This is a genomic window from Streptomyces marinisediminis, assembly GCF_026262575.1.
Lineage (GTDB): Bacteria > Actinomycetota > Actinomycetes > Streptomycetales > Streptomycetaceae > Streptomyces > Streptomyces marinisediminis.
In genome coordinates, this window is the sequence record NZ_JAPKFL010000002.1 from 24,571 (window position 1) to 47,970 (window position 23,400).

A 23,400-nucleotide genomic window follows, 5' to 3' on the forward strand; every position below is an offset into this window, starting at 1 on the left:
ACCGGCCGGGTGGCCGACCGGTCCGGTGACCGGACCGGTCACCAACGCACGTCGTCGCGTGGGAAGGGGCCACCCGGTTTCCCGGGTGGCCCCTTCCCACGCGATGACGGTGGAGGCGGTGCCGCTGCGCCGTCCGCCGGGCTACTGCTGCTCGTCGCGGCGGCGCTGCCAGCGGTCTTCGATACGGTTCATCACGGAGCGGCGCTGCCGTTGCGGCCGGCCGCCCTCCTGCGGGCCGCGGCCGTGCCCGCGTCCCTCCCCGCGCGTACCGGTCTGCGGACCCTTGCGCCAGCCGGTGACGGCCAGCACGGCGCAACCGAGCATCACCAGGAAGCCGATCACGCTGACCCAGATGGCCTGCGCGACCATGCCCCCCATGAGGAGCGCGATACCCACCAGAAACCCGGCGACCGCCTGGTAGACCCGCCGGCGGGTCGGCGCGCGGCCACTACCCTCGAGCGCTGTCGCGAACTTGGGATCTTCGGCGTACAGCGCTCGCTCCATCTGCTCGAGCATGCGCTGCTCGTGCTCAGAGAGCGGCACGGAGTCCTCCTACTCGTCGGTCGCGGGGGCGACCGGGTGCGACCCTTCAAGGATAGGCAGGGAATCGCCCCCGTGAAACCCGCCCCTAACCGCCATTTCCTCCCATCAGGTCAGGAATGGCGGTGCATCGCAGTGGCCTGTTCATTCCCCTGCTTCCGTTCCACCATGCCCGGATGGTGTCCTCCGATCATACGGCGACGTTGCGCTGTTCGGGCGGTCAGCGCGGCGGTGTGGGCCACCGCACGGCCCCGCTCGGCGGAGCCCGGCCCGACACGGGTCCTGGTACCCCCGGCGGGGCGGACGATGCACGGAAACCGCCGGGAAGAGCGCGATCCGGCCCCCGGCACGCCCGGGCGGCGGCGGGCTCCGGCGGACGGCCACGCGCTCGGCGGAGCCGGCCGGTCAGCGCACTTCGGCCAGCACGTGGAGCTGCGTGGCCACCGCGTGGAACGCGGGCAGCTCCGCGGCGGCCGCCTCCAGCCGCGCCAGCGCCTCCAGGGCGCCGGACTCGCCGTCCAGCAGGGCGCCGGGCACCAGGTCGCTGAAGACGCGCACACCGTGCACGGCCGACACCCGCAGGCCGGTCTCCGCCACCAGGGCGGAGAGCTGCTCGGCGGTGAACCGGCGGGGCACCGGGTCGGACTCGCCGTAGCGCCCCTGCGGGTCGGTCAGGGCGTGGTGGGCGTCCCCGAAGTGCCCCGCCAGCGCGCGGGCGAGCACGGCACCGCCGAGACCGGCCGCGAGCACGCTGAGCACGCCGCCCTCGGCGCGCAGCGCGGCCACCGCGTTGCGCAGCCCCTCGGCCGCGTCGTCCATGTACTCCAGCACGCCGTGGCACAGCACCGCGTCGTGGCCACCGGGGTCGACCACGTCGAAGAGGCCGTGCGCGTCGCCCTGCACCCCGCGCACCAGGTCGGCGACGTCCTCCTCGGCGGCGCGGCGCTCCAGGGCGAACAGGGCGTTCGGGCTCGGGTCGACCACCGTGACGCGGTGGCCCAGGCGGGCCAGGGGCACGGCGAAGTGGCCGGAGCCGCCGCCCGCGTCCAGCACGTCCAGCACCGGCCGGCCCAGGGCCGTGGAGCGGCGGTCGAGCGCGTCGCGCAACACCTCCCAGACCACGGCGGTACGGAGAGCTGCGCGGGGGCGGGACATGACGGTGCTCCTCGGCGGCGGGCGTGCTGACCTGGCAGGCCCCACCCTATGGCCTGGCGGCCGCCCGCGGGTCCGCCGCCCGCGCCCGGGGCAGCGCGGGCTGGGCGGCCAGCATCCGCTGGACGACCCGCAGGAACATCGCGGTGTCCCGGAGCAGGTCGTCGGCCTCGCGGGCGGTCACCGCGCCGCGTATGCCGGCCTCGGCGCGGGCCCGGCGCGCGGCGCCGGAGGCGAACAGCGCGCACCACTCGGTCAGCTCCGGCGCCACCTCGGGCAGCACGTCCCAGGCACTGCGGATGCGGCGCCTGGCCCGCTCGCTGCTCTCCGGCCGCCCCCGGACGGCGAGCACCGCGGCGGCGGTGCGCAGCGCGGCCAGGTGGGCGGTGGCGTACCGCTCGTTGGGCAGTTCGTGCGCCGCCGCGTCGTCCAGGCCGTGCTGGGCCTGGGACAGCAGGTCCAGCGCGGCCGGCGGGGCGGACGCGCGGCGCAGTACGGGGTGGATGTCGCTCGGGGGCCCGCTCAGCTTCGTCACTGGTGCCTCCTTCGCTTTCCGGCCCTGATGGGCACTCATCGGTCGTACGACACATCGTGGACCACCCCACTGACAGTCGCCGCCGGCCCGCTGTTACGCTTTTGCACTGACCGGTCAGTTCAAACAGAGGGGACGCGATGGACGGCGCGGCGATCACCGCCGAGGGCCTGGGGCTGCGCGGCGCGAAGGGCACCGTGTTCGAGGGGGTGGACGTGGCCGCCGGGCCGGGCTCGCTCGTCGCCGTCACCGCGCCCTCCGGCTCGGGACGGACCTGCCTGCTGCTCACCCTCACCGGCCGCATGCGGCCCACCTCCGGCCGGGCCGAGGTGGGCGGCCACCGGCTCCCGCGGCACATGGCCGCCGTCCGCCGCCTGTCCGCGCTGGGCCCCGTCAGCGGCGTCACCGACCTCGAACCCGCCTGGACCGTCGCCGAGCAGCTCCGCGAACGGGCACTGCTGCGCCGCTACCGGCGGGGCTGGCGGCCGGAGCGGGCGGCCCGGCGCCGCGCCCGGGTCGAGGAGGCGCTGGAGCGCGCCGGGCTCGACCCGGACGCGCTGCCCCAAGGGCCGCGCACCCGGGTGCACGACCTGGAGCGCCTGGAGGCGGTGCGCCTGGGCGTCGCACTCGCCCTGCTGGGCCGCCCCCGGCTGCTGGCGGTCGACGACGTCGGGCTGAAGCTCTCCGACGCCGGGCGGGAGCGGGTGTGGTCGCTGCTGCGCGGGCTGACCGAGGACGGCACGACCGTGCTCGCGGTGGGCGGCGAACCGCCCGAGGACGCCGTGCTCGTCGGCACCACCGCCCGCACCCGACCGCGCGAGGCGCCGCCCGGGGCCGCCGCGGAGGCCGCCACCCCGGACACGGAAGGCGTCGACCCGGACGCGGAAGGCGACCGGGGCGCCGAAGCCCGCGGCCCGGGCGCCGGTGGAACCGACCGGCACGCCGGTGCCGCGCACGGCGCCGACGCCGCGGAAGGGGGTGCCGGCGATGCGCTCGCCGCGACTGGCCGCGCTTGAGCTGCGGCGTTTCACCCGGGGCCGGCTCCCACGGGCCGGGCTCGTCACCATCGTCCTGCTGCCGCTGCTCTACGGGGCGCTGTACCTGTGGTCCTTCTGGGACCCCTACTCCCGGCTCGACCGCGTCCCCGTGGCGCTCGTCAACGAGGACGCGGGCGCGACCGTGACGCCTCCGGCGGGCGGCGAGCCCCAGCGGGTCACCGCCGGGGACGAGCTGACCCGCGCGCTGCACGAGAGCGACAGCTTCGCCTGGCACGAGACGAGCGCTCAGGACGCCGAGGCCGGGGTCGAGAGCGGGCGGTACTTCCTCTCCCTCACCATCCCCGAGGACTTCAGCGCGCAGGTCACCTCCGGCCCCGGCGAGGACCCGGGGCGGGGGGCGCTGCGGGTGCGCACCAACGACGCCAGCAACTACATCGTCGGGCAGATCGCCCGCACCGTCTTCTCCGAGGTGCGCGCGGCGGCGTCGAGCAAGACCTCGCGGGGTTTCTTCGACAACATCTTCGTGGCCTTCTCCGCCATCCACGGCTCCACCGCACAGGCCGCGCAGGGCGCCGCCGACCTGCGGGACGGCATCGGCGAGGCGCACGACGGCGCGGAGGACCTCGCGGACGGCGCCCGGCGCGCCGAGGACGGCAGCGCGGACCTGCTGGACGGCGTGGACCGGCTCCGGGACGGCGCGGGCGAGCTGGAGGACGGCGCGAGCCAGGTGGCCGAGGGCACCCAGACGCTGGCGGACAAGGTCGACGAGCTCGCGGACGCGGTCGGCCCGATCACCGCGGCCGACGGGGAGGACATCGCCACCGTCGCCGGACGCGTCGCGGACGCCGCGGCGACCGCCCGGGAGCACGTCGACTCGCTCCCGGAGGACGCCGCGCGCGCCGCGAAGCTGACGGGCGCGGCGGCCGACGGGGCGGAGGGCCTGCACGCCGCGCTCTGCCCGGCCGACGGCCCGCTCCCCCGGCTCCCCGAGCTCCCGGGGCCGCCCGCGGCGGACGGGCCCGGCCGGGACGGCGCCTCCCCCGACGCCACCACGCCCACCGCGCCCACCACGCCCGACGGCGCACCGGAGAGCCCCGAGGAGCTGTGCGCGGACCTCGGCCGCTACGCCGAGTACAGCCGCGACGCCGCCGACGTGGCCGCCGACGTCAAGGGCCACGTCGACTCCTACGACCGCCTCGACGACCTCGCGAGCGACCTCGCCGCCCTGGAGGACGCCGCCCGCGAGGTGCGCGAGCGCGCCCCCGGCCTCGGGGACGACCTCGCGGGCGCCGTCGAACAGGTCGACCGCCTCAACGACGGCGCCCAGCAGGTGTACGAGGGCGTCAAAGCGCTGCACGAGGGCATCGGCACCGCGGCCGACGGCGCCACCGCGCTCAACGGCGGCCTGACCGACCTCAGCTCGGGCGCCGAACTGCTGGACGGCGGCATGGTGCGGCTGAGCGACGGCTCCGGGGAGCTGGCCGACGGCCTGCGCGACGGCGTCGGCCGGATTCCCGACTACTCCGCGGCGGAGCGGGCCGACCGCAGCGAGGTCATGGCCGACCCGGTCGGCCTGGACTCGGCCAAGGCGCACGCCGCGCCCAACTACGGCACCGGCTTCGCCCCCTACTTCATCCCGCTCGCCCTGTGGGTGGGGGCCATGGTCGCCTACATGCTGATGCCCCCGCTCAACCGCCGGGCACTGGCCGCGGGCGCCCCGGCGTGGCGCACGGCGCTCGCCGGCTGGCTGCCGGTCGCCGCACTCGGCGCCCTCCAGGCGGGCGCCCTGCTGGCCGTCCTGCACTGGGCGCCGGGCATGGGGCTCCAGCCGCTCCGGCCACTGGGCACCGTCGGCTTCCTGCTGCTGACCACCGCCTGCTTCACCGCGTTCGTCCAGTGGCTGGGCGCCCGGTTCGGGCCCGCCGGGCGCATCCTGGTGCTGTGCGCGCTGATGCTCCAGCTCACCTCGGCTGGCGGCACCTACCCCGTGCAGACCAGTCCGGGGTTCTTCAACGCCATCCATCCGTTCCTGCCCATGACCTACGTCGTCGAGGGGCTGCGTCACCTGATCACCGGGGGCGGCCTCGGCCCGGTGTGGCAGGGCTGCGCCGTCCTGCTGGCCTACACCGCCGGCGCGCTGGCCCTCACGGCGTGGACCGCGCGGCGCGCCTCGGTGTGGACACTCAAGCGCCTCCACCCGGAGCTGACGCTGTGAGGGCCCGGCGGAAGGGACAATCGTGCCCATGAACAGCACGGCCCCCGAGGGACACGGCACGCACGGCGCCCGCGCGCGGCGCGGCGGGACGCGGCAGAGCGCGACGCGGCAGAAACTGTACGAGGCGGCGGTCACCCTCATCGCCGAGCAGGGCTTCTCGGCTACCTCGGTGGAGGAGATCGCCGAGGCGGCCGGAGTGGCCAAGGGCACCGTCTACTACAACTTCGCCAGCAAGAACGAGCTCTTCGAGGAGCTGCTGCGGCACGGCGTGGAACTGCTGACCGCCTCCCTGTCCGACGCGGCGGCCCGCGTCCGCGCGGCGGGTGGCGGCCGGGTGGACGCGCTGGACGCCATGGTGCGCGCCGGACTCGTCTTCATCGACCGCTACCCGGCCTTCAGCCAGCTCTACGTCGCCGAGCTGTGGCGCAGGAACCGCGCCTGGCAGGCCACGCTGCTGGTGGTGCGGCAGCGGGCCGTGGCCGTCGTGGAGGAGCAGCTCCGGCTCGGCGTGGAGGAGGGGGAGCTGAGCGAGGAGATCGACGTCCGGCTCACGGCCGCGGCGCTGTTCGGCATGGTGCTCGTCGCCGCGCTGGACTGGCAGGCGTTCCAGCCCGAGCGCTCGCTGGACGAGGTGCACGGCGCGCTCTCCCTGCTGTTGCAGGGCCGGGTGGCGGGCACAGGCCGCGGGCGGCCTCCGTCGCGCGAAGACTGAGGCCGCCCGCTCCTCCCCCGTGCTCCCCCCGGTTCCCCCCTCGTTCCCCCGGTCCGGGAGTCCCCCCGTGCCGGTGGGCACCGCCCGTTCCGCCGCCCCGTGCCGGCGGTGCGGTGCGGTGCCGCCCCGGTGCGCACCACTCTGCCGCCCGGGCGGCAGACCGCCCATCCGCGCGGGTACTCAATCCGGGCCCTGAGTAGGGCTACTCACCCGGCGGGGGGACGCGGCGCGCCCGGTGCCGCCCGCGCCGGTGGAGCGGCGCGGTGGCCGCCGTCCCCGGTGGCAGCGCGGCGGACTACAGTCGCTGGTCATGGCAGAGATCGTGGTGATCGGCGCCGGGCTCGGTGCGATGGCGGGTGCGGCGCGGCTGGCGACGAGCGGCCACCGGGTCACCGTGTACGAGCGGCGGGAGACCTACGGCGGCGGCGTGCGGCGCGTCACGCACGCGGGGTTCGGGTTCGACACCGGCCCCGGGCTGCTGCACCTGCCCGCCGTCTGGCGCGACCTGTTCGTGAAGACGGGCAAGCGGCCGCTGGAGTCCTGCGTGGACCTGCGGCAAGTGGACCCGGGCGCCCGGCACGTCTTCGCCGACGGCACCGGGGTGACGCTGCCGGCCTCCTCGCGCGCCGGCACGCTGCGGGCCCTGGACGCGGCGCTGGGCGAGGGCGCCGGGCGCCGCTGGGCGGAGGTGCTGGTGCGGGCCCGCACGGTCTGGGACGCCACCCGGCGCCCGCTGCTGGAGGAGCCGGGCACCGGCGGCGCGCACCCGGCCGACCCCTACCCGGCGGTGCGCCGCCGCGGCCTGCTGCGCCGCCGCACGCCGACCCTCGCGGAGACGGCCGCCGACGAGCTGCGCGACCCCCGGCTCGCCGCGCTGCTGGAGAGCTACGCGCTCGGCCACGGTCTCGACCCGCGCACCGCGCCCGCCTCGGCCGCGGTGCTGGCCTACCTGGAGCAGACGTTCGGGGCCTGGTACGTCGCGGGCGGCCTGCGCGCGCTGGCCGACGCGGTCCACCGGCGCTGCGCCGAGCGCGGGGTGCGGTTCGTCTTCGGGGCCGATGTCGCGCGGACGCTCGTCGACGACGGCCGGGTGCGCGGCGTGGAGCTGGCGGACGGGACGCGGGTGGCGGCCGACGCCGTGGTGGACGGCGGCTGCCCGCACGAGGCGCCCGGGCCCGGACGCGCCCGGCTCACCCTGCTGCTGGCGCTGCGCGGTGCCCGCCCGGCGGACGCCGCGCACCGCACGGTGGTGCACGCACCGGACCGGGACGCCGAGCTGGCCGCGCTGTTCGACGGGGTCGGCCCGGCGCACGCGCCCACGGTCACCGTGCTCCGTCCGGACGACCCGGCCGGGGTTCCGGACGCCGAGCACGAGGCCGTCACCGTGACCGCCGTGGTGCCCCCGCACCCCTCGCCGGACTGGACCGACCCCGCGGTCACCGACGCCTTCGCCCGCCGCATGCTGGAGGCGGCCGCCCGGGCGGTGCCCGACCTGCGGGAGCGGCTGCTGTGGCAGCGCGCGCACACGCCCGTGGACGCCGCCCGCGAGACCGGGGCCCCGGGTGGCGTCGTGCCCGCACCGGCGCTCGCGGGGGCCGCGCCCGGCGCGCCGCGCCCCGTGCCCAATCCGGGCCCGGCCGCGGGCGGTTACGCGCTGGGCGGCTGGGCGCACCCGGGCGGCGGACTGGCGCACGCGGGCATGTCGGGCGCGCTGGTGGCCGGCCTGCTCACCGAGGGGCCCGGCTGGCGCGGCTCGCGGTAGCGGGCCGACGGGGGCTCAGTGGTTCCGCTGGTCGGGGGCGGGGTAGCGGTAACCGTCCTGGTAGGAGTACGGCGGCTCCTGCGCCGGGTCGGACTCGCGCTGCTGCGGCACCCACACGCCGTCGGCGGGCGGCTGGTCCTGTTCCTGGCCCTGGCCCTGGCCCTGGCCGGGACCGTAGCCGTCCGGCCCCGGGGCCGGGTAGCCGTAGGCGTCGTACGCGCCGTACGCGTCGTGCCCGCCGGAGTAGCCGTAACCGTAGGGGGCCGTTCCGCTCCCCTGCCCGGGGCCGGGCCCCGGGCCGTACAGGTCCCCGCCCTGGCCGCCGCCGTCGCCCTGGGCCCCCGGACCGGGGTCCTGGTAGCCGGAGTAGCCGGCGTAGCCGTCGTACCCCGTGTAGGCGGTGTACGGGCCCGGGCCCCCGGGCGGGTCCAGGAGGTCGTAGGACGCGCCGGAGTCACCGGGGTAGGTGGCGCCGTAGGCGTCGTCCCCGTAGCCGGGGGCACCGGCCGGGCCCTCCGCGTACTGGTGCTGCTCGCGCTCGTCGGGGGTGCCGGTGCCGCCGAGGTAGGGGTCCTGGTAGAGCCCGTCACCGGTGGCGTCCCCCGCCCCGTGGGCGGCGTGGGGCGCGTAGGCGTCCGCCTGCTCCGGACGGTGCCCGGGCCCGTGCGCCCCGTCCGCGTCGCGCGCGTGGACGCCGTACGGTCCGGTGTCGTCCGGGAGCGGCTCCACGGCGTAGGCGGCGGTCTCCTCCAGGGCGGAGACCTCCAGCGCCGGAGCGGCCGCGGCGGGCCCGGGGGCCGCGTCGTCCGCCCCGCCGTCCGCACGGCCCGTCCCGCCCCCGCCGCGCACCCGGCGGCGGGAGGTCTCCAGCGCCCAGCCGTGGTCGAAGCCCTTGCGGAAGGAGAGGGTGACGAAGGTCTGCCCGACGGCGAAGGCCACCGTGCCGAGCGCGATGACCGGCACCGAGGGCAGCAGCACGCCCACGACGACGGTGAGGAAGCCGAAGAAGGCCGTCAGCCGCCAGCGCAGCCGCGCCTTGTACTGCAGGAGCACCTCCCCCAGCAGCCACAGCGCCACCACGCCGAACGCGATGTAGAGGACCGTCCAGCCCATGTACGCCCCTCTCACCGGATTACGGCCGCCTGTGCAGCCCCAGATTCTCGTAGATTTCCAGGCTCGCCGTGGAGTGGTTGAGCGTGATGAAGTGCAGTCCGGGGATGTCCTCGGCCATCAACGTCGCGCCCAGCTCCGTGGCGTACTCGATGCCGATTGAGCGTACAGCGGCCGGGTCGTCTTTGACCGCCAGGATGCGCTCGGCCAGTTCGGGCGGGAACGCGGCGTTGCTGAGCTGTGCGAACCGTTCGATCTGCCGCACGTTCGTGACCGGCATGATCTCGGGGATGATGGGGGTGTCGCAGCCGGCCGCGGCGACCCGGTCGCGCAGGCGCAGGTAGTCCTCGGGGTAGAAGAACATCTGGGTGATGGCGTAGTCCGCCCCGGCCCGGCACTTGTTGACGAAGTGCCGGATGTCGGTGTCCCAGTCGGTGGAGCGCGGGTGCATCTCGGGGTAGGCGGCCACGCCCACGCAGAAGTCCCCCGCCTCCCTGATCATCTCGACCAGCTCGTAGGCGTAGGAGACGCCCTGGGGGTGCTTGACCCACTCCCCCATCGGGTCGCCCGGCGGGTCACCGCGCAGCGCGAGCATGTTGCGGATGCCCGCGCCCGCGTACTGGCCGATGATGTTGCGCAGCTCGGCGACGGAGTGGTTGACGGCGGTCAGGTGGGCGACGGGGGTCAGCGTCGTGTCGGTGGCGATGCGCTCGGTGGCGCGCACGGTGCCCTCGCGCGAGGAGCCGCCGGCGCCGTAGGTCACGGCGACGAAGCTCGGCGCGACGGCCTCGATGCGGCGGATCGCCTTCCACAGCGTGCGCTCGCCCTTGGGGGTCTTGGGCGCGTTGAACTCGAAGGAGTAGGAACGTTCGCCGGAGGCGAGCAACTCGCGCACGGTCAGGGCGCGGTCCGTCCGGGTGGAGGAGATGCCGAGGGCCATACCGGCAGGCTAACCGGCCGCTCGGCCTCCGCACCGCCCCCGTCCACGTGATGGACCGGATCGTGGACACTCCCGCGGGTCGGCGGGGACGGTGTCCGCGCAGCTCAGCGGGAACGCAGCCGCTCGGCGAGGGCGGCCGCCGCGGCCCGGGGATCGGCCGCCTCGGTGAGCGCGCGGACGACGACGACGCGGCGCGCCCCGGCGTCCAGCACGTCGTCCAGGGTGTCCGCGTCGATGCCGCCGATCGCGAACCAGGGGCGCTCGCCGCCCAGCGCGGCGCTGCGCTGCGCGGCGTACCGCACCAGCGGCAGGCCCGGCGCGGGGCGCCCCGGCTTGGTGGGGGTCGGCCAGCACGGCCCGGTGCAGAAGTAGTCGACCCCGGGGGCCGTCAGCGCGGCGTCGACCTCCGCCTCGGCGTGCGTGGAGCGGCCGATCAGCACGTGCTCGGGCGTGTCGCCCAGGATGGCGCGCGCGGCGGACACCGGCAGGTCGCCCTGGCCCAGGTGCAGCACGTCGGCGCCCGCGGCGTGCGCGACGTCGGCGCGGTCGTTGACGGCCAGGAGCGCGCCGTGGCGCCGGCAGGCGTCGGCGAACACCGCGAGGTGCTCCAGCTCCGCCCCGGCCTCCATGCCCTTGTCCCGGAGCTGGACGATGTCGACCCCGCCGGCCAGCACCTCGTCCAGGAACTCGGGGAGGTCGCCCTGGGCGGTGCGGGCGTCGGTGCACAGGTAGAGCCGGGCGTCGGCCAGCCGCTGGGCGGGCGTGACGGTGGCCGGCGTGGCGTGGGCGCTGGTCGGCGGCATGAGCTTTCCCCCCGGGGGAGCGTGGGACGTGTCGCGCGGCCGTGCGGCGTGCGGTGCCGCACGGCCGCGCGCGGTGGTCAGGGGCCCTGGAGAGCGGGCCGGATCACACGGCGAGCGCCTGGGCCCGGCGCTTCACCTCCGTGCCGCGATTCTCGCGCAGCGCCTGGGCGGGGGTGCCCGGCAGGGTGTCGTCCGGGGTGAACAGCCACTCCAGCATCTCCTCGTCGCTGAAGCCGTCATCCCGCAGCAGCGTGAGCGTTCCGGTCAGCCCCTTGACGATCCGGCCCTCGCCCACGAAGTCCGCCGGGACCATCAGCACCCGGTTCTCCCCGCGGCGCACCGCGAGGAGCTGTCCTTCCCTGACGAACTGCCGTACCCGCGTCACCTCCACGTCGAGCCGCTCCGCGACGTCGGGGAGGGTGAGCCAGGCGGGGACGAGAGCGTCGATCTTCGCATCAATCTCGGTCACACCCCCAGCCTGCCACTGTCCGCCGACATCCGGCACGGCCCCCCGCGCCGCCTGGCCCAACCGGCGCCACCCGGGCCCGCCGCGGGCACCGCGCCCGGGGCGCCCCGGCGGGGGCGCCGTCCGCGTCGGCGGGCCGGGCGGCCGGGAGCCGGAGGCCGGGGAGCCGGAGGCCGGGGGACTCACGCCGTCGTCAGCGCGGCCTTCTTCAGCGGGACGGCCGGGTCCGCGGCCAGCGCCCGGTCCAGCGGGGCGCGCTGTTCGATCAGCTTGCGGCCCTGGGCCACGTCGCGCGGCCGCCCCACGGCCAGCAGCGCGCCGAGCGCGCCGTCGCGCAGCCAGCACACGGACCAGGAGGCGCTGGTGGGGTCGCCGCGCCACAGCACCTCGTCACCCTCCCCGTGCCAGCCGACGTACTGCACGAAGCGCCCGAACTGCTCGGACCAGAAGTAGGGCACCGGGTCGTAGACCTCGGGCCCGGCCTGCACCGCCTTGCCCGCGTCGCCGACGAGGTCCGCGGCGACCACCCGGGGCCCGTGCAGGGCGTTGTCCCAGTGGTGGACCAGCAGCCGGCGGCCGTAGCGCGCGGAGGGGAAGGAGGCGCAGTCCCCGACGGCGTAGACGTCGGGCACCGAGGTGCGCAGGCGCTCGTCGGCGAGGACGGAGCCGTCCGGGGCGAGGGCGACCCCGGAGCCGGCCAGCCAGCCGGTGGCGGGGCGGGCGCCGATGCCCACCACGACGGCGTCGGCGGGGAGCACGGTGCCGTCGGCCAGCTCGACCTTGGCCGCCGGGTCCGGGCGCAGCCGCGCGACGGCGACGCCGGTGCGCAGCTCGGCCCCGCACTCGGCGTACCAGGCGCGCATCGGCCGGGTGGCCTCCGGGGGCAGCGCCCCGGCCAGGGGTTCGCCGGCCGCCTCCACGACGGTCACCGGGCAGCCGGCCTCGCGCGCGGCGGTGGCGAACTCCGCGCCGATCCACCCCGCGCCGACGATGACCACGCGGCGCCGCTCGCGGAGCACCGGGCGCAGGCGCTCGGCGTCGTCCAGGGTGCGCAGCAGGTGCACCCCGGGCACCTCGGCGCTGCCGGGGAGGGCGACGGGCACGGCGCCGGTGGCCAGCACGAGCCGGTCGTAGGACACCGGCCCGGCGGCGGTGTCCACCTCGCGGGCGTCCGGGCGCAGCGCGGTGACGCCGTGGCCGAGCCGCAGGTCGATGGCGAGCGCGGCGAAGTCCACGTCGAACGCGGAGCCCTCGGCCTTTCCGCTGAGCACCGCCTTGGACAGCGGTGGGAGGTCGTAGGGCGGGTGGGTCTCGGCGCCGAGCACCGTGACGGCGCCGGGCCAGCCCTGTTCGCGTAGCTGCACCGCCGTCTGCACCCCGGCCATGCCGGCTCCGGCGATGACGACGCGCTGGCTGCTCTGCTCGCTGCGTGAGGTCACACGGTCACTGTAGGACGCCCGCTTCGGCCTGCGCAGGCCCCGGCAGTAGGGTGGTCGTCACACATCGAGGACGTACGCGACGGACGTACGCGGACGCGGGAGCCCGGCGCCACCGGGCTGAGAGGGAGGCTGGGCGGCCTCCGACCGTAGGAACCTGATCCGGGTCATGCCGGCGAAGGGAGGGGCTGGACTGACATGCGTGTGGTGACGGTCGGCGGTGGTGTGATCGGCCTGGTGACGGCGTGGCGCGCGGCGCAGCGCGGGATGCGGGTGACGGTCGTGGACCCGGCGCCGGGCGGGGGCGCCGCCCAGGTGGCCGCCGGGATGCTGGCGGCGGTGACGGAGCTGCACTACGGCGAGGAGGGGCTGCTCGCCCTGAACCTCGCCTCGGCCCGGGGCTACGCCGGCTTCGCCGCGGAGCTCCGGGACGCCACGGGGCAGGACGTCGGCTACCGGGCCTGCGGCACGCTCGCCGTCGCGCTGGACGCCGACGACCGCGCCCACCTGCGTGAGCTGCACGCGCTCCAGCGGCGCTGCGGCCTGGACGCGCAGTGGTTGACCGGCCGCGAGTGCCGCCGCCTGGAGCCGATGCTGGCGCCCGGGGTGCGCGGGGGCCTGCGCGTGGACGGCGACCACCAGGTCGACCCGCGCCGCCTGACCGCCGCCCTGCTCACCGCGTGCGAGCGGGCGGGCGTCGCCTTCCACCGCGGCCGCGCGGAGCGGTTGCTGCTGACCGGCGGCCGGGAGCGCGCCCGGGGCGTGCGGCTGGCGGACGGCTCGGAGCTGGCGGCCGACGCCGTCGTGCTGGCCGGAGGCAGCGAGAGCGGGCGGCTGGCGGGCGTGCCCGAAGCCGCCGTCCCGCCGGTGCGACCGGTCAAGGGGCAGGTGCTGCGGCTGCGCATGCCGCGCGCGCACGGCCCCTTCCTCTCGCGCACCGTGCGGGCGGTGGTGCGCGGCGCGGCCGTCTACCTGGTGCCGCGCGCCGACGGCGAGCTGGTGATCGGCGCGACGAGCGAGGAGCGCGGCTGGGACACCACGGTGACGGCCGGCGGGGTGTACGAGCTGCTGCGCGACGCGCACGAGCTGGTCCCGGGGCTGACCGAGCTGCCGCTGGTGGAGACGCGGGCCGGGCTGCGCCCGGGGTCGCCGGACAACGCCCCGCTGCTGGGCGCGAGCGCGCTGCCGGGGCTGTACCTGGCCACCGGCCACCACCGCAACGGGGTGCTGCTCACCCCGGTGACCGGGGACGCGCTGGCCGACGCCCTGGCGGGCGGCCCGCTCCCGGAGGCGGCCCGCCCGTTCACCCCGCTGCGCTTCACCGTCGCGGCCCGGCCCGCCCCGGCGCATCCCGCGGGCCCGGCGCGCCCCGCCGACCAAGAGGAGCTGTCCGCATGAACATCCGCGTCAACGGCGAGCGCCGCGAGGCCCCCGACGGCCTCACCCTCGACGGCCTCGTCGCCACCCTGACCTCCGCGCCCTCGGGCGTCGCCGCCGCCGTCAACGAGACGGTGGTGCCGCGCGGCCGCTGGGCCCTGACCCCGCTCGGTGAAGGCGACCGGGTGGAGGTCCTCACCGCAGTCCAAGGAGGCTGACCCATGACGGACACCGCGACGCTCCCCGCACACGGCGCCGACGCCGGGCACCCCGAGCCGGCCGGCGCCGCCGACCCGCTGCGCGTCGGCGACCTCACCCTCTCCTCCCGCCTGATCATGGGCACCGGCGGCGCCCCCAGCCTGGACGTGCTGGAGCGCGCCCTGACCGCGTCCGGCACGGAGCTGACCACCGTCGCGATGCGCCGCGTCGATCCGGGCACGCACGGCTCGGTGCTCTCGGTGCTGGAGCGGCTCGGCATCCGCGTCCTGCCCAACACCGCCGGGTGCTTCACCGCCGGGGAGGCCGTCCTCACCGCGCGGCTGGCCCGCGAGGCGCTGGGCACGGAGCTGGTGAAGCTGGAGGTGATCGCCGACGAGCGCACCCTGCTGCCCGACCCGGTGGAGACCCTGGACGCGGCCGAGACCCTGGTCGACGACGGTTTCACCGTCCTCCCCTACACCAACGACGACCCCGTCCTGGCCCGCAGGCTGGAGGACGTCGGCTGTGCGGCGATCATGCCGCTGGGCTCGCCCATCGGCTCCGGACTCGGCATCCGCAACCCGCACAACTTCCAGCTCATCACCGAGCGGGCGGGCGTCCCGGTGATCCTGGACGCGGGGGCGGGCACGGCCTCGGACGTGGCGCTGGCCATGGAGCTGGGCTGCGCGGCCGTCATGCTGGCCTCGGCGGTGACGCGCGCCCAGGACCCCGTGCTCATGGCGCACGCCATGCGGCACGCGACGGACGCCGGGCGCCTGGCCCACCGCGCCGGGCGCATCCCCCGCCGCCACTTCGCCCTGGCCTCCTCCCCGCAGCAGGGCGTGGCCGAACTGGACCCGGAGCGCCCGGCGTTCTGACCGGCGTCTGCGATCGTCCGATCGCTCGGCGACCCCGCCGACCCCGTCGACCCCGCCGACACCGCCGACGCCGGCCTCCCGGCCCGGCGGGCCTGGGCCGAGGAGGTGGCCGGCGTGGTCACCGGCGCCGCCGAAGCCCTGGAGCGCGCGGACTGGCCCGAACCGCATGCCGGGCCGGTCGCCGACCTCGCCACCGAGCTGCGGGCGGGCGTGTCCGACTGGCGGCAGGCGGCCCAGGCCCCGGACGCGGCGGCCTTCGAGCGGCACACCGCGGACGGCGCGGAACTCCTCGGCCACTGGCGCATGGTCGTCGCCCGCCGGGAGCTGGGGCTCGCCTACTGAGGGCGGCGCGCGCCCGCCCCGGGGGCCGACGGCGGGCCGGGCGCGCCGCGCGGCGTTCGCACGGAGGGTGAGCGGTCCGCTCCGGTGTGCGAGCGGCGGTCACCGTTGTGCTGCGGTTCGGCGGCATTCGGGCAGGCCGGGGTGCGGTGGCTCGTAGACTCGCCCCGTGGACACGACCCTTCAGGACCCGGTGATCGGGCACGTGCTGGACGGCCGGTACCGCGTGGAGGCGCGGATCGCGGTCGGCGGCATGGCGACGGTCTACCGGGCCGTGGACACCCGGCTGGACCGCGTGCTCGCCCTGAAGGTGATGCACCCCTCCCTCGCGCACGACGCCTCGTTCGTGGAGCGCTTCATCCGCGAGGCGAAGGCCGTGGCGCGGCTGGACCACCCGAACGTGGTGAGCGTCTACGACCAGGGCAAGGACAGCGCGTACGTCTACCTGGCCATGGAGCACGTCGCCGGGTGCACGCTGCGCGACGTGCTCACGCGCCGCGGGGCGCTCCAGCCCCGCGCGGCGCTGGACATCCTCGAACCCGTGCTGGCCGGACTCGGCGCCGCGCACCGGGCGGGCCTGGTGCACCGGGACGTGAAGCCGGAGAACGTGCTCATCGGCGACGACGGCCGGGTGAAGGTCGCCGACTTCGGCCTGGTCCGGGCGGTGGACGCGCAGACGTCGCTGTCCACGACCTCCGTCATGGGCACCGTCTCCTACCTCGCGCCCGAGCACATCGAGCACGGCGTGACCGAGACCGCGGCCGACGTCTACGCCTGCGGCGTGATGCTCTACGAGATGCTCACCGGCGCCAAGCCGCACGCGGGCACCACCCCGGCACAGGTCCTCTACCAGCATCTGCGGGAGGACGTACCGCCGCCGTCGGCCGCCGCACCGGGCCTGTCCCCGGCCCTGGACGCGCTGGTGGCGCGGGGCGCGGCGCGCGAGCGCGCCGCGCGGCCCGCGGACGCGGCGGTGATGCTCGCCGAGCTGCGGAGCGCCCGGGCGGCGCTGAGCGAGGCGGAGCTGGACCACACCCCGCCCCGGGCGCTGCCCGAGGACCCCGACCACGCCGCGACGGCCGTGCTGCCGCGCGACCCCGCGCACCCGGTGCGCACCGCGGACGACCTGGACCGCACCACCGTGCTCCCCCCGGTGCCCGCCCCGGACGCCGCGCCGCCACCCGGCGACGGGCGGGACGGGCGCGGGCGGGGCCGGAGCGGCCGGGGCCGCCGCTCGCCCGCCGTCCTCGTCGGCCTGGTGCTCATACTGCTCCTCGGCGTGGGGGCGGGCGTCTGGTACATCAACTCCGGCCAGTTCACCCGCACGCCGGCCGTGCTGCGGGTGCCGCAGGCGCAGGCGGAGCAGACGCTCGCCGAGGCGGGCCTGCGGGTGCGGGTGGAGCGCGCGCACAGCTCCACCGTGGAAGAGGGCCTGGTGATCAGCAGCGACCCGGAGCCCGGCGCCCGGGTGCGGGGCAACGGCACGGTGACGATCACGGTGTCGCGGGGGCCGGAGGTGGTGGCCGTCCCGGACGTGGCGGGCGTGCCGCTGGCCGAGGCCCGCGAGCGGCTGACCGGCGCGGGGCTGGAGCCGACGGCGGTCACCCGCGCGTTCGACGACACCGTCGAGCGCGGCGCCGTGATCGGCACCGACCCGCCGGCCGGCACCGAGCGCCGCCCCGGCACCGGGGTGGAGCTGACCGTCTCCAAGGGGCGGCCCGTCGACGTGCCCGACGTCACCGGCGCGGACCGGGGGGACGCCCGCACGGTGCTGGAGGAGGCCGGGGTCGAGGTGCGCGTCGCCGACGAGCGCGTCCACTCCGACCAGGAGCCCGGGACGGTCGTGTCCCAGTCGCCCGCCGCGGGCGAGACGGTGGCGCGCGGGGACACGGTGACCCTGACGCTCTCCAAGGGCCCGGAGATGGTGACCGTGCCCGACGTCGTCGGGCAGGACGAGGAGTCGGCCGTCGAGGCGCTCCGGGCGGCGGGCTTCGAGGTGACCGTGCGGCGCATCTTCATCACGGGCGAGGTCTTCAACCAGTCCGTGGACGGCGGCGGTCGCGCGCCCAAGGGCTCCGAGGTCACCGTCTGGGTCCGCTGACCCGGGCCCCACGGGCCCGGGCGGCCCCACCGGGGCCCCTCCCGCTCTCCCCTTCTCCCTTTCTCCCCCGCACCACCGCGCGGGTGGAAGGCCGCCCGGCGCACGGCACGCGGGGCGCGCACGGCCCCGCCCCGGCGTGCGGCGCGGCTCCGGGCGGCCCCTCCGGCCCCGGGCAGCCCCGACCGGCCCCGGATGGCGGCGCCCGCCGGGCCGGGTGCGGCCCCGCCAGACCCGGCGATCGGCGTTCACAGGGCGTGCGAATGCAATGTCCCTACGTGGCGCGCGGCCCCTCGGGCTGTGATCCCAGGCATAGGAGCCACGTCACGTACGACCGGGATTAGTGGACATGTCCCCCATTCCGGCGGCCCAGACCCCCGGCGGACGGGGGAAGCCTCCACGAAGCTCCGTAGTAGGTCACACCGTTGCCAGGGCGATTTCCGATCGCTAACAATTCTTCACGTCGCATGGCGCCGTGGACGTGAACGGCTCCGCGCCGCTCAGGCCTGCGACCATCAGCGATCTGGAAGAGGTTCGACCCGCATGCCCAGCATCAAGCCGGAATCCAAGATTTCGACCGAGCTCCGCATGGCCCCGGAGCACCTCCGCAACGAGCTCCCCGGCTACCTCCGGGAGCTGCAGACCAACCTCAAGGCCGTTCCCGGCCAGCTCCGCCAGGTGCCCGGCCACCTGCGCGAGACCCCCCGACACCTGCGTGACGTTCCCGCCTTCGCGCGCAACCTCACCCGCGACCAGCGCCACTCCGCCGCCGTCATATCCGGCGCGGCCGCCGCCGCGGTCGCCCTGACCCTGGTGCCGACCACCAGCTCCGCCGACGAGAACCGGGTCGTCGCCGACGGCCCCGCCAACAGCGCGGTGCTCTCCGAGGGCCTGCACGGCCAGCTCGGCGACGTCCAGGAGCAGCAGGAGCAGGCCGCCGAGCGGGCCGCCGACGCCAAGCAGGCCGCCGAGGCCAAGGCCGAGCGCGAGCGCGAGGCGCGGGCCGCCGACCGCAGCAAGCGCGAGGCCGCCCCCCAGCAGGCGCCCGAGCAGGCACCCAAGGCCGCCGAGGCACCCCAGCAGTACCCGAACAACCTGGACGGCTGGATTCGTGAGGCCATGGCCATCATGGACGAGCACGACATCCCCGGCACGTACGACCGCATCAAGTGGAACATCATGCGGGAGTCCAGCGGTGACCCGAACGCGATCAACGACTGGGACGTCAACGCCCGCAACGGCGTGCCCTCCATCGGGCTGCTCCAGGTGATCAAGCCGACGTTCGACGCCTACCACGTCGAGGGCACCGAGAAGAGCCAGTGGGACCCGGTCGCCAACATCGTCGCGGCCTGCAACTACGCCGCCGACCGCTACGGCTCGATCGACAACGTGTGGAGCGCGTACTGAGCACTCCCTGGGCGAAGCGGCGCACCCGTCCTGAGATCCTGGGTCGGGTGAGCACTCCCCAGCGACAGCAGCAGCACCGCGCGGCGCCCGGTTCCCCCGGGCGCCGCGCGCGCAACCCCGTCGGCGCCCACGTCCCCGTGGCCGGGGGCCTGGCCACCGCGGGGCTGGCCTACGCCCGCGAGCTCGGCGCCGAGGCCGTACAGGTCTTCGTCGCCAACCCGCGCGGCTGGGCGACGCCCCCGGGCAACCCGCGCCAGGACGCGGAGTTCCGCGCCGCCTGCGCGGCCGAGGGCCTCCCCGCCTACGTACACGCCCCCTACCTCATCAACTTCGGCTCGCACACCCCGGCGACCGCGGAGCGCTCGGTGGAGTCGCTGCGGCACTCGCTGCGCCGGGGCCGGGCCATCGGCGCGCACGGCGTCGTCGTACACACCGGCTCCGCGACCGGCGGCCGGGACCGCGCGGTGGCCTTGGAGCAGGTCGGCGACCGGCTCCGGCCGCTGCTGGCCGAGCTCACCGACGAGGACGACCCCTGGCTGCTGCTGGAGCCCACGGCCGGCCAGGGGGCGTCGCTGTGCTCGCTCGCCGCCGACCTCGGCCCCTACGTCGACGTCCTCGGCCGGCACCCGCGGCTGGGCGTGTGCCTGGACACCTGCCACGCGTTCGCCGCCGGGCACGACCTGGCCGCACCGGGCGGCATGAAGGCGCTGCTGGACGAGTTGGTCGAGGTCGTCGGCCCCGGCCGGCTGCGGCTCGTCCACGCCAACGACTCCAAGGACGTCGCCGGGGCGCACAAGGACCGGCACGAGAACATCGGCGCGGGCCACATCGGCGCCGAGCCCTTCCGGGAGCTGTTCGCCCACCCGGCGACCGAGGGCGTGCCCCTGGTGATCGAGACACCCGGCGGCACCGGGGGCCACGCGGCCGACGTCGCGCGCCTGCAAGGGCTCCGGGACACCGCCTGACCCCTCCGCCGACGGACCGCCCCGGGCCGGGACCGACGTGGCGCCGCCCCGGGACCCGGTCCCGGGGCCACCGGCCCGCCTGCCCGGCCACCGACGGCGTCGGTGCACGGGAGCGGGCGTCGGTGGCCCCGCTGCCCGGGGAGTGTGGCTCGGTCAGCCCGCCGGCGCGGACCGCGCCGGTCGCCTTCGGCCCCGGGTCGGGGCGGCGGCGCCTTTTCAGGTGGCGACGCGTTCGGGAGCACCGGGCTCCGGCACGGCCCCCGGCCCGCCACCGAACTGACGCGGCCCGGTCACGCCAGGCTCAGCGCCCGCCACCGGGCTCCCGCGCCGCCGGGGCCGGGGCCACCGCCGGGGTCACAGCTCCGGGCCGTCGCCGGGCTCCTCCTGATAGGAGTAGCGCTGCTCGTGCCAGGGGTCGCCGAGGTTGTGGTAGCCGCGCTCCTCCCAGAAGCCGCGCCGGTCGGCGGTCATGTACTCCACCCCGCGCACCCACTTCGGCCCCTTCCAGGCGTACAGGTGCGGCACGACCAGCCGGACGGGGAAGCCGTGCTCGGCGGTGAGCAGCTCACCGGCGCGGTGGGTGGCGAAGAGGGTCTGCTCGGCGGTGAAGTCGGCCAGGCGCAGGTTGGCGCTGTAGCCGTACTCGGCCCACACCATCACGTGGGTGACCTCCGGCGCGGGCGGCGCCAGGTCCGTGAGCGTGCTCGCCCGGACCCCGCCCCACTCGACGCCGAGCATGCTGAACTTCGTGACGCAGTGCAGGTCGGCCGTGACGGTCTCGTACGGCAGCGCGGAGAACTCCTCGTGCGTCCAGCAGCGCTTGTCCCCGTCGGCGGTGGCGCCGAAGACGCGGAACTCCCAGCGCTCGGAGCGGAACTTCGGCACCGGGCCGTAGTGGGTGACCGGCCAGCCGCGCTGGAGCCGCTGGCCCGGTGGGAGCTCTGCGTTCTCCGCTGCGCGGCTCTCGGGCTGACCCATGTCTCCATGGTGACAGACCCGCCCCGTCCCCCTGACCACACCCCCGACACACCCCCGGAACGGGGCAATTCGGTAAGCCTTCACTTACTGGACGCAACCCCCGCGCGGTGCGAGGATGCGGCGCACCACCTGCCGATCATCGCGCTGGAAGGAGCCCGCTGCCATGCAGGGCGACCCCGAGGTCATCGAGTTCCTCAACGAGCAGCTCACCGCCGAGCTGACGGCGATCAACCAGTACTTCCTGCACGCCAAGATGCAGGAGCACAAGGGCTGGACGAAGCTGGCCGCCTACACGCGGGCGGAGTCGTTCGACGAGATGAAGCACGCGGAGCGGCTGACCGACCGCATCCTGTTCCTGGAGGCGCTGCCCAACTACCAGCGGCTCTTCCACGTCCGCGTGGGCCAGTCGGTCACCGAGATGTTCCAGGCCGACCGCCAGATCGAGGTGGAGGCCATCGACCGGCTGCGCCGCGGCATCGACGTGATGCGCGCCAAGGGCGACGTCACCTCGGCCAACATCTTCGAGGACATCCTCGCGGACGAGGAGCACCACATCGACTACCTGGACACCCAGCTCGAGCTGATCGAGAAGATCGGCGAGGCGCTCTACATCGCCCAGCAGATCGAACAGTCCTCCCCGCACGAGGGCTGAGCCCGCCGCGCGGCACGGCGGCGGTCAGGCCGCCTCGGTGACGGGCCGCGGCGCGGCGGCGGACGCCAGCGCGGCGGCCGGCGGGGTGTCCGCGGCGAGCGCCGGGACGCCCCGCTCCACGCGCTCCCGGCGCGGGCACGCGCCGCGGCCCAGGATGCCCTGGATGCGGCGGACGCAGGACCCGCAGTCGGTGCCCGCCTTGCAGGCGGAGGCGATCTGCCGGGGCGTGCACGCCCCGGCGTCCGCGTGGTCGCGCACTTGCTGCTCCGTGACTCCGAAGCACGAGCAGACGTACACGCGTTCACCTCCGCACAGCGGCCTAGATCAATAAGGTAAACCTAACCTTACCGTCCCTGCGGAGCCCGCGAAAGTCCGGGGGGCGCGGATCGCTGTGACCCACGCCCCACCGTGCCGTGCCCAGTAATCCCGCGCCCCGTGCCCCGGGGCGCGGGACCGACCGGTCACTGGTGCCGGTACATCTCCGCGACGAGGAACGCCAGGTCCAGCGACTGGCTGCGGTTAAGCCGGGGGTCGCAGGCCGTCTCGTAGCGCTGGTGCAGGTCGTCGACGAAGATCTCGTCGCCGCCGCCCACGCACTCGGTGACGTCGTCGCCGGTCAGCTCCATGTGGATGCCGCCGGGGTGGGTGCCCAGGGCCTTGTGCACCTCGAAGAAGCCCTTGACCTCGTCCAGGACGTCGTCGAAGCGGCGGGTCTTGTGGCCGGAGGCGGCCTCGAAGGTGTTGCCGTGCATCGGGTCCGAGACCCACGCCACCTGGGCGCCGGAGGCGGCCACCTTCTCCACCAGCGTCGGCAGCTTGTCGCGGATGCGGTCCGCGCCCATGCGGGTGATGAACGTCAGCCGGCCCGGCTCGCGCTCCGGGTCCAGCCGCTCGACGAGGGTGAGCGCCTCCTCGGGCGTCGTCGTCGGCCCGAGCTTGACGCCGATGGGGTTGTGGATGCGCGAGGCGAACTCGATGTGCGCGCCGTCGAGCTGGCGGGTGCGCTCACCGATCCAGACCATGTGCGCGGAGACGTCGTACAGCTTCCCCGTCCGGGAGTCGACGCGGGTGAGGGCGCTCTCGTAGTCGAGCAGCAGCGCCTCGTGCGAGGAGAAGAACTCCACGGTGCGGAACTCCTCCGGGTCCACCCCGCAGGCGTGCATGAAGTTCATCGCGCGGTCGATCTCGCGGGCCACCGACTCGTAGCGCTGCCCCGAGGGCGAGTTCTTCACGAAGTCCTGGTTCCAGGCGTGCACCTGCCGCAGATCCGCGTAACCGCCGGTGGTGAAGGCGCGCACCAGGTTCAGCGTGGAGGCCGACGCCTGGTACATGCGCTTGAGCCGCTGCGGGTCCGGGGTGCGCGCCTCGGCGGTGAACTCGAACCCGTTGACCGAGTCGCCCCGGTAGGTGGGCAGCGTCACGCCGTCGCGCGTCTCCGTCGGCTTGGAGCGCGGCTTGCTGTACTGGCCGGCGATGCGGCCGACCTTGACCACCGGCACCGAACCCGCGTAGGTCAGCACCGCGCCCATCTGCAGCAGCGTCTTGAGCTTGTTGCGGATGTGCTCGGCGGAGACCGCGTCGAACGCCTCGGCGCAGTCGCCCCCTTGGAGCAGGAACGCCTCGCCGCGCGCGACGGCACCCATCCGCTCCCTGAGCTGGTCGCACTCGCCGGCGAAGACCAGCGGGGGATACGACTCCAGCTCGGCGATCACGTCGCGCAGAGCCTTCTGGTCCGGGTAGTCAGGCTGCTGCGCCGCGGGAAGGGCTCGCCAGGTGGCGGCGGGGGTGCTGCTCTCAGCGTTCACGGTCACGGCACCAGACTACGGCGTGCCGGGTGGCGCC

23 protein-coding genes and 1 riboswitch are annotated in these 23,400 nt (G+C 75.9%); of the genes, 12 read left to right on the forward strand and 11 right to left on the reverse strand.

Features of this window, described 5'->3' with window-relative positions; translation table 11 throughout:
• Window positions 1–141 precede the first annotated feature (141 nt).
• The 3 genes from OSB71_RS01780 to OSB71_RS01790 form a co-directional block, all read right to left on the reverse strand.
• Complete coding sequence (locus tag OSB71_RS01780) at window positions 142–543, reverse strand: SCO2097 family morphological protein (RefSeq protein ID WP_265943405.1); 402 nt, start codon at window positions 541–543, stop codon at window positions 142–144.
• A 402-nt stretch (window positions 544–945) separates the two neighbouring features.
• On the reverse strand, window positions 946–1,695 hold the full coding sequence (locus OSB71_RS01785) for a methyltransferase (RefSeq protein ID WP_265943406.1): 750 nt from the start codon (window positions 1,693–1,695) through the stop codon (window positions 946–948).
• A 46-nt stretch (window positions 1,696–1,741) separates the two neighbouring features.
• Window positions 1,742–2,227, reverse strand: coding sequence for an SAV_6107 family HEPN domain-containing protein (locus tag OSB71_RS01790; protein ID WP_265943408.1), 486 nt, complete (start codon window positions 2,225–2,227; stop codon window positions 1,742–1,744).
• A gap of 137 nt (window positions 2,228–2,364) precedes the next feature.
• Between OSB71_RS01790 and OSB71_RS01795 the strand changes: the two genes are divergently transcribed.
• The 4 genes from OSB71_RS01795 (at window position 2,365) to OSB71_RS01810 (ending at window position 7,911) form a co-directional block, all read left to right on the forward strand.
• Window positions 2,365–3,240, forward strand: coding sequence for an ATP-binding cassette domain-containing protein (locus OSB71_RS01795; RefSeq protein ID WP_265943410.1), 876 nt, complete (start codon window positions 2,365–2,367; stop codon window positions 3,238–3,240).
• Window positions 3,212–5,437 carry a YhgE/Pip domain-containing protein gene (locus OSB71_RS01800; protein WP_265943412.1) on the forward strand — a complete coding sequence of 742 codons (2,226 nt, stop codon included), beginning with the start codon at window positions 3,212–3,214 and terminating at the stop codon, window positions 5,435–5,437. The genes OSB71_RS01795 and OSB71_RS01800 overlap by 29 nt, the downstream gene beginning before the upstream one ends.
• A gap of 28 nt (window positions 5,438–5,465) precedes the next feature.
• Window positions 5,466–6,149, forward strand: a complete 684-nt coding sequence (locus tag OSB71_RS01805) for a TetR/AcrR family transcriptional regulator (RefSeq protein WP_265943414.1) — start codon at window positions 5,466–5,468, stop codon at window positions 6,147–6,149.
• A 310-nt stretch (window positions 6,150–6,459) separates the two neighbouring features.
• Window positions 6,460–7,911 (forward strand): phytoene desaturase family protein, encoded by a 1,452-nt coding sequence (locus OSB71_RS01810; RefSeq protein ID WP_265943416.1) that lies wholly within the window; start codon window positions 6,460–6,462, stop codon window positions 7,909–7,911.
• Between the two features lie 15 nt (window positions 7,912–7,926).
• On the opposite strand, the gene OSB71_RS01815 is transcribed toward OSB71_RS01810, so the two are convergent.
• The 5 genes from OSB71_RS01815 to OSB71_RS01835 all read right to left on the reverse strand — a co-directional run bounded on the left by OSB71_RS01815 (window position 7,927) and on the right by OSB71_RS01835 (window position 12,615).
• On the reverse strand, window positions 7,927–9,024 hold the full coding sequence (locus OSB71_RS01815; RefSeq protein ID WP_265943418.1) for an ICP22 family protein: 1,098 nt from the start codon (window positions 9,022–9,024) through the stop codon (window positions 7,927–7,929).
• 19 nt (window positions 9,025–9,043) lie between these two features.
• Window positions 9,044–9,961 (reverse strand): methylenetetrahydrofolate reductase [NAD(P)H], encoded by a 918-nt coding sequence (gene metF / locus OSB71_RS01820; protein WP_265943420.1) that lies wholly within the window; start codon window positions 9,959–9,961, stop codon window positions 9,044–9,046.
• A 104-nt stretch (window positions 9,962–10,065) separates the two neighbouring features.
• Window positions 10,066–10,764, reverse strand: a complete 699-nt coding sequence (gene thiE / locus OSB71_RS01825; RefSeq protein WP_265943422.1) for a thiamine phosphate synthase — start codon at window positions 10,762–10,764, stop codon at window positions 10,066–10,068.
• A 103-nt stretch (window positions 10,765–10,867) separates the two neighbouring features.
• Entirely contained in the window at window positions 10,868–11,233 is a 366-nt protein-coding gene (locus OSB71_RS01830; protein WP_265943425.1) for an Rv2175c family DNA-binding protein, read from the reverse strand.
• Between the two features lie 179 nt (window positions 11,234–11,412).
• On the reverse strand, window positions 11,413–12,615 hold the full coding sequence (locus tag OSB71_RS01835; protein WP_265943827.1) for an NAD(P)/FAD-dependent oxidoreductase: 1,203 nt from the start codon (window positions 12,613–12,615) through the stop codon (window positions 11,413–11,415).
• A gap of 139 nt (window positions 12,616–12,754) precedes the next feature.
• Window positions 12,755–12,869: riboswitch (TPP riboswitch) on the forward strand.
• On the opposite strand from OSB71_RS01835, the gene thiO reads away from it, so the two are divergent.
• The 7 genes from thiO to OSB71_RS01870 all read left to right on the forward strand — a co-directional run bounded on the left by thiO (window position 12,865) and on the right by OSB71_RS01870 (window position 19,928).
• Window positions 12,865–14,064 carry a glycine oxidase ThiO gene (thiO, locus tag OSB71_RS01840; protein ID WP_265943427.1) on the forward strand — a complete coding sequence of 400 codons (1,200 nt, stop codon included), beginning with the start codon at window positions 12,865–12,867 and terminating at the stop codon, window positions 14,062–14,064. (Overlaps the previous riboswitch by 5 nt.)
• Window positions 14,061–14,261 carry a sulfur carrier protein ThiS gene (gene thiS / locus OSB71_RS01845; RefSeq protein WP_265943429.1) on the forward strand — a complete coding sequence of 67 codons (201 nt, stop codon included), beginning with the start codon at window positions 14,061–14,063 and terminating at the stop codon, window positions 14,259–14,261. The genes thiO and thiS overlap by 4 nt, the downstream gene beginning before the upstream one ends.
• 3 nt (window positions 14,262–14,264) lie before the next feature.
• Complete coding sequence (locus OSB71_RS01850) at window positions 14,265–15,119, forward strand: thiazole synthase (RefSeq protein WP_265943431.1); 855 nt, start codon at window positions 14,265–14,267, stop codon at window positions 15,117–15,119.
• Window positions 15,120–15,233: 114 nt separating this feature from the next.
• Window positions 15,234–15,461: a hypothetical protein gene (locus tag OSB71_RS01855; protein ID WP_265943433.1), complete on the forward strand. Its 228-nt coding sequence runs from the start codon at window positions 15,234–15,236 to the stop codon at window positions 15,459–15,461.
• Window positions 15,462–15,627: 166 nt separating this feature from the next.
• Window positions 15,628–17,559 carry a Stk1 family PASTA domain-containing Ser/Thr kinase gene (gene pknB / locus OSB71_RS01860; protein WP_265943434.1) on the forward strand — a complete coding sequence of 644 codons (1,932 nt, stop codon included), beginning with the start codon at window positions 15,628–15,630 and terminating at the stop codon, window positions 17,557–17,559.
• A gap of 540 nt (window positions 17,560–18,099) precedes the next feature.
• On the forward strand, window positions 18,100–18,963 hold the full coding sequence (locus OSB71_RS01865; RefSeq protein ID WP_265943436.1) for a transglycosylase SLT domain-containing protein: 864 nt from the start codon (window positions 18,100–18,102) through the stop codon (window positions 18,961–18,963).
• Between the two features lie 47 nt (window positions 18,964–19,010).
• Window positions 19,011–19,928 (forward strand): deoxyribonuclease IV, encoded by a 918-nt coding sequence (locus OSB71_RS01870; RefSeq protein ID WP_265943438.1) that lies wholly within the window; start codon window positions 19,011–19,013, stop codon window positions 19,926–19,928.
• A 354-nt stretch (window positions 19,929–20,282) separates the two neighbouring features.
• Here OSB71_RS01870 and OSB71_RS01875 read toward each other — a convergent pair whose 3' ends face one another.
• Window positions 20,283–20,906 carry a sulfite oxidase-like oxidoreductase gene (locus tag OSB71_RS01875; RefSeq protein ID WP_265943440.1) on the reverse strand — a complete coding sequence of 208 codons (624 nt, stop codon included), beginning with the start codon at window positions 20,904–20,906 and terminating at the stop codon, window positions 20,283–20,285.
• Window positions 20,907–21,069: 163 nt separating this feature from the next.
• Here OSB71_RS01875 and bfr point away from each other — a divergent pair, with 163 nt between their 5' ends.
• On the forward strand, window positions 21,070–21,558 hold the full coding sequence (bfr, locus tag OSB71_RS01880; protein WP_265943442.1) for a bacterioferritin: 489 nt from the start codon (window positions 21,070–21,072) through the stop codon (window positions 21,556–21,558).
• Window positions 21,559–21,582: 24 nt separating this feature from the next.
• On the opposite strand, the gene OSB71_RS01885 is transcribed toward bfr, so the two are convergent.
• Window positions 21,583–21,855 (reverse strand): (2Fe-2S)-binding protein, encoded by a 273-nt coding sequence (locus OSB71_RS01885; protein WP_265943443.1) that lies wholly within the window; start codon window positions 21,853–21,855, stop codon window positions 21,583–21,585.
• A 164-nt stretch (window positions 21,856–22,019) separates the two neighbouring features.
• Complete coding sequence (locus OSB71_RS01890; RefSeq protein ID WP_265943445.1) at window positions 22,020–23,369, reverse strand: class II 3-deoxy-7-phosphoheptulonate synthase; 1,350 nt, start codon at window positions 23,367–23,369, stop codon at window positions 22,020–22,022.
• Window positions 23,370–23,400: the final 31 nt, after the last annotated feature.

Excerpts from the sequence above, each read along its gene's own strand:
- OSB71_RS01785 (WP_265943406.1), bottom strand. The coding sequence starts at position 1,695 with ATGTCCCGCCCCCGCGCAGCTCTCCGTACCGCCGTGGTCTGGGAGGTG.
- OSB71_RS01795 (WP_265943410.1), top strand. The coding sequence starts at position 2,365 with ATGGACGGCGCGGCGATCACCGCCGAGGGCCTGGGGCTGCGCGGCGCG.
- OSB71_RS01800 (WP_265943412.1), top strand. The coding sequence starts at position 3,212 with ATGCGCTCGCCGCGACTGGCCGCGCTTGAGCTGCGGCGTTTCACCCGG.
- OSB71_RS01805 (WP_265943414.1), top strand. The coding sequence starts at position 5,466 with ATGAACAGCACGGCCCCCGAGGGACACGGCACGCACGGCGCCCGCGCG.
- OSB71_RS01810 (WP_265943416.1), top strand. The coding sequence starts at position 6,460 with ATGGCAGAGATCGTGGTGATCGGCGCCGGGCTCGGTGCGATGGCGGGT.
- OSB71_RS01815 (WP_265943418.1), bottom strand. The coding sequence starts at position 9,024 with ATGGGCTGGACGGTCCTCTACATCGCGTTCGGCGTGGTGGCGCTGTGG.
- metF (WP_265943420.1), bottom strand. The coding sequence starts at position 9,961 with ATGGCCCTCGGCATCTCCTCCACCCGGACGGACCGCGCCCTGACCGTG.
- thiE (WP_265943422.1), bottom strand. The coding sequence starts at position 10,764 with ATGCCGCCGACCAGCGCCCACGCCACGCCGGCCACCGTCACGCCCGCC.
- OSB71_RS01835 (WP_265943827.1), bottom strand. The coding sequence starts at position 12,615 with ATGGCCGGGGTGCAGACGGCGGTGCAGCTACGCGAACAGGGCTGGCCC.
- thiO (WP_265943427.1), top strand. The coding sequence starts at position 12,865 with ATGCGTGTGGTGACGGTCGGCGGTGGTGTGATCGGCCTGGTGACGGCG.
- thiS (WP_265943429.1), top strand. The coding sequence starts at position 14,061 with ATGAACATCCGCGTCAACGGCGAGCGCCGCGAGGCCCCCGACGGCCTC.
- OSB71_RS01850 (WP_265943431.1), top strand. The coding sequence starts at position 14,265 with ATGACGGACACCGCGACGCTCCCCGCACACGGCGCCGACGCCGGGCAC.
- OSB71_RS01865 (WP_265943436.1), top strand. The coding sequence starts at position 18,100 with ATGCCCAGCATCAAGCCGGAATCCAAGATTTCGACCGAGCTCCGCATG.
- OSB71_RS01875 (WP_265943440.1), bottom strand. The coding sequence starts at position 20,906 with ATGGGTCAGCCCGAGAGCCGCGCAGCGGAGAACGCAGAGCTCCCACCG.
- bfr (WP_265943442.1), top strand. The coding sequence starts at position 21,070 with ATGCAGGGCGACCCCGAGGTCATCGAGTTCCTCAACGAGCAGCTCACC.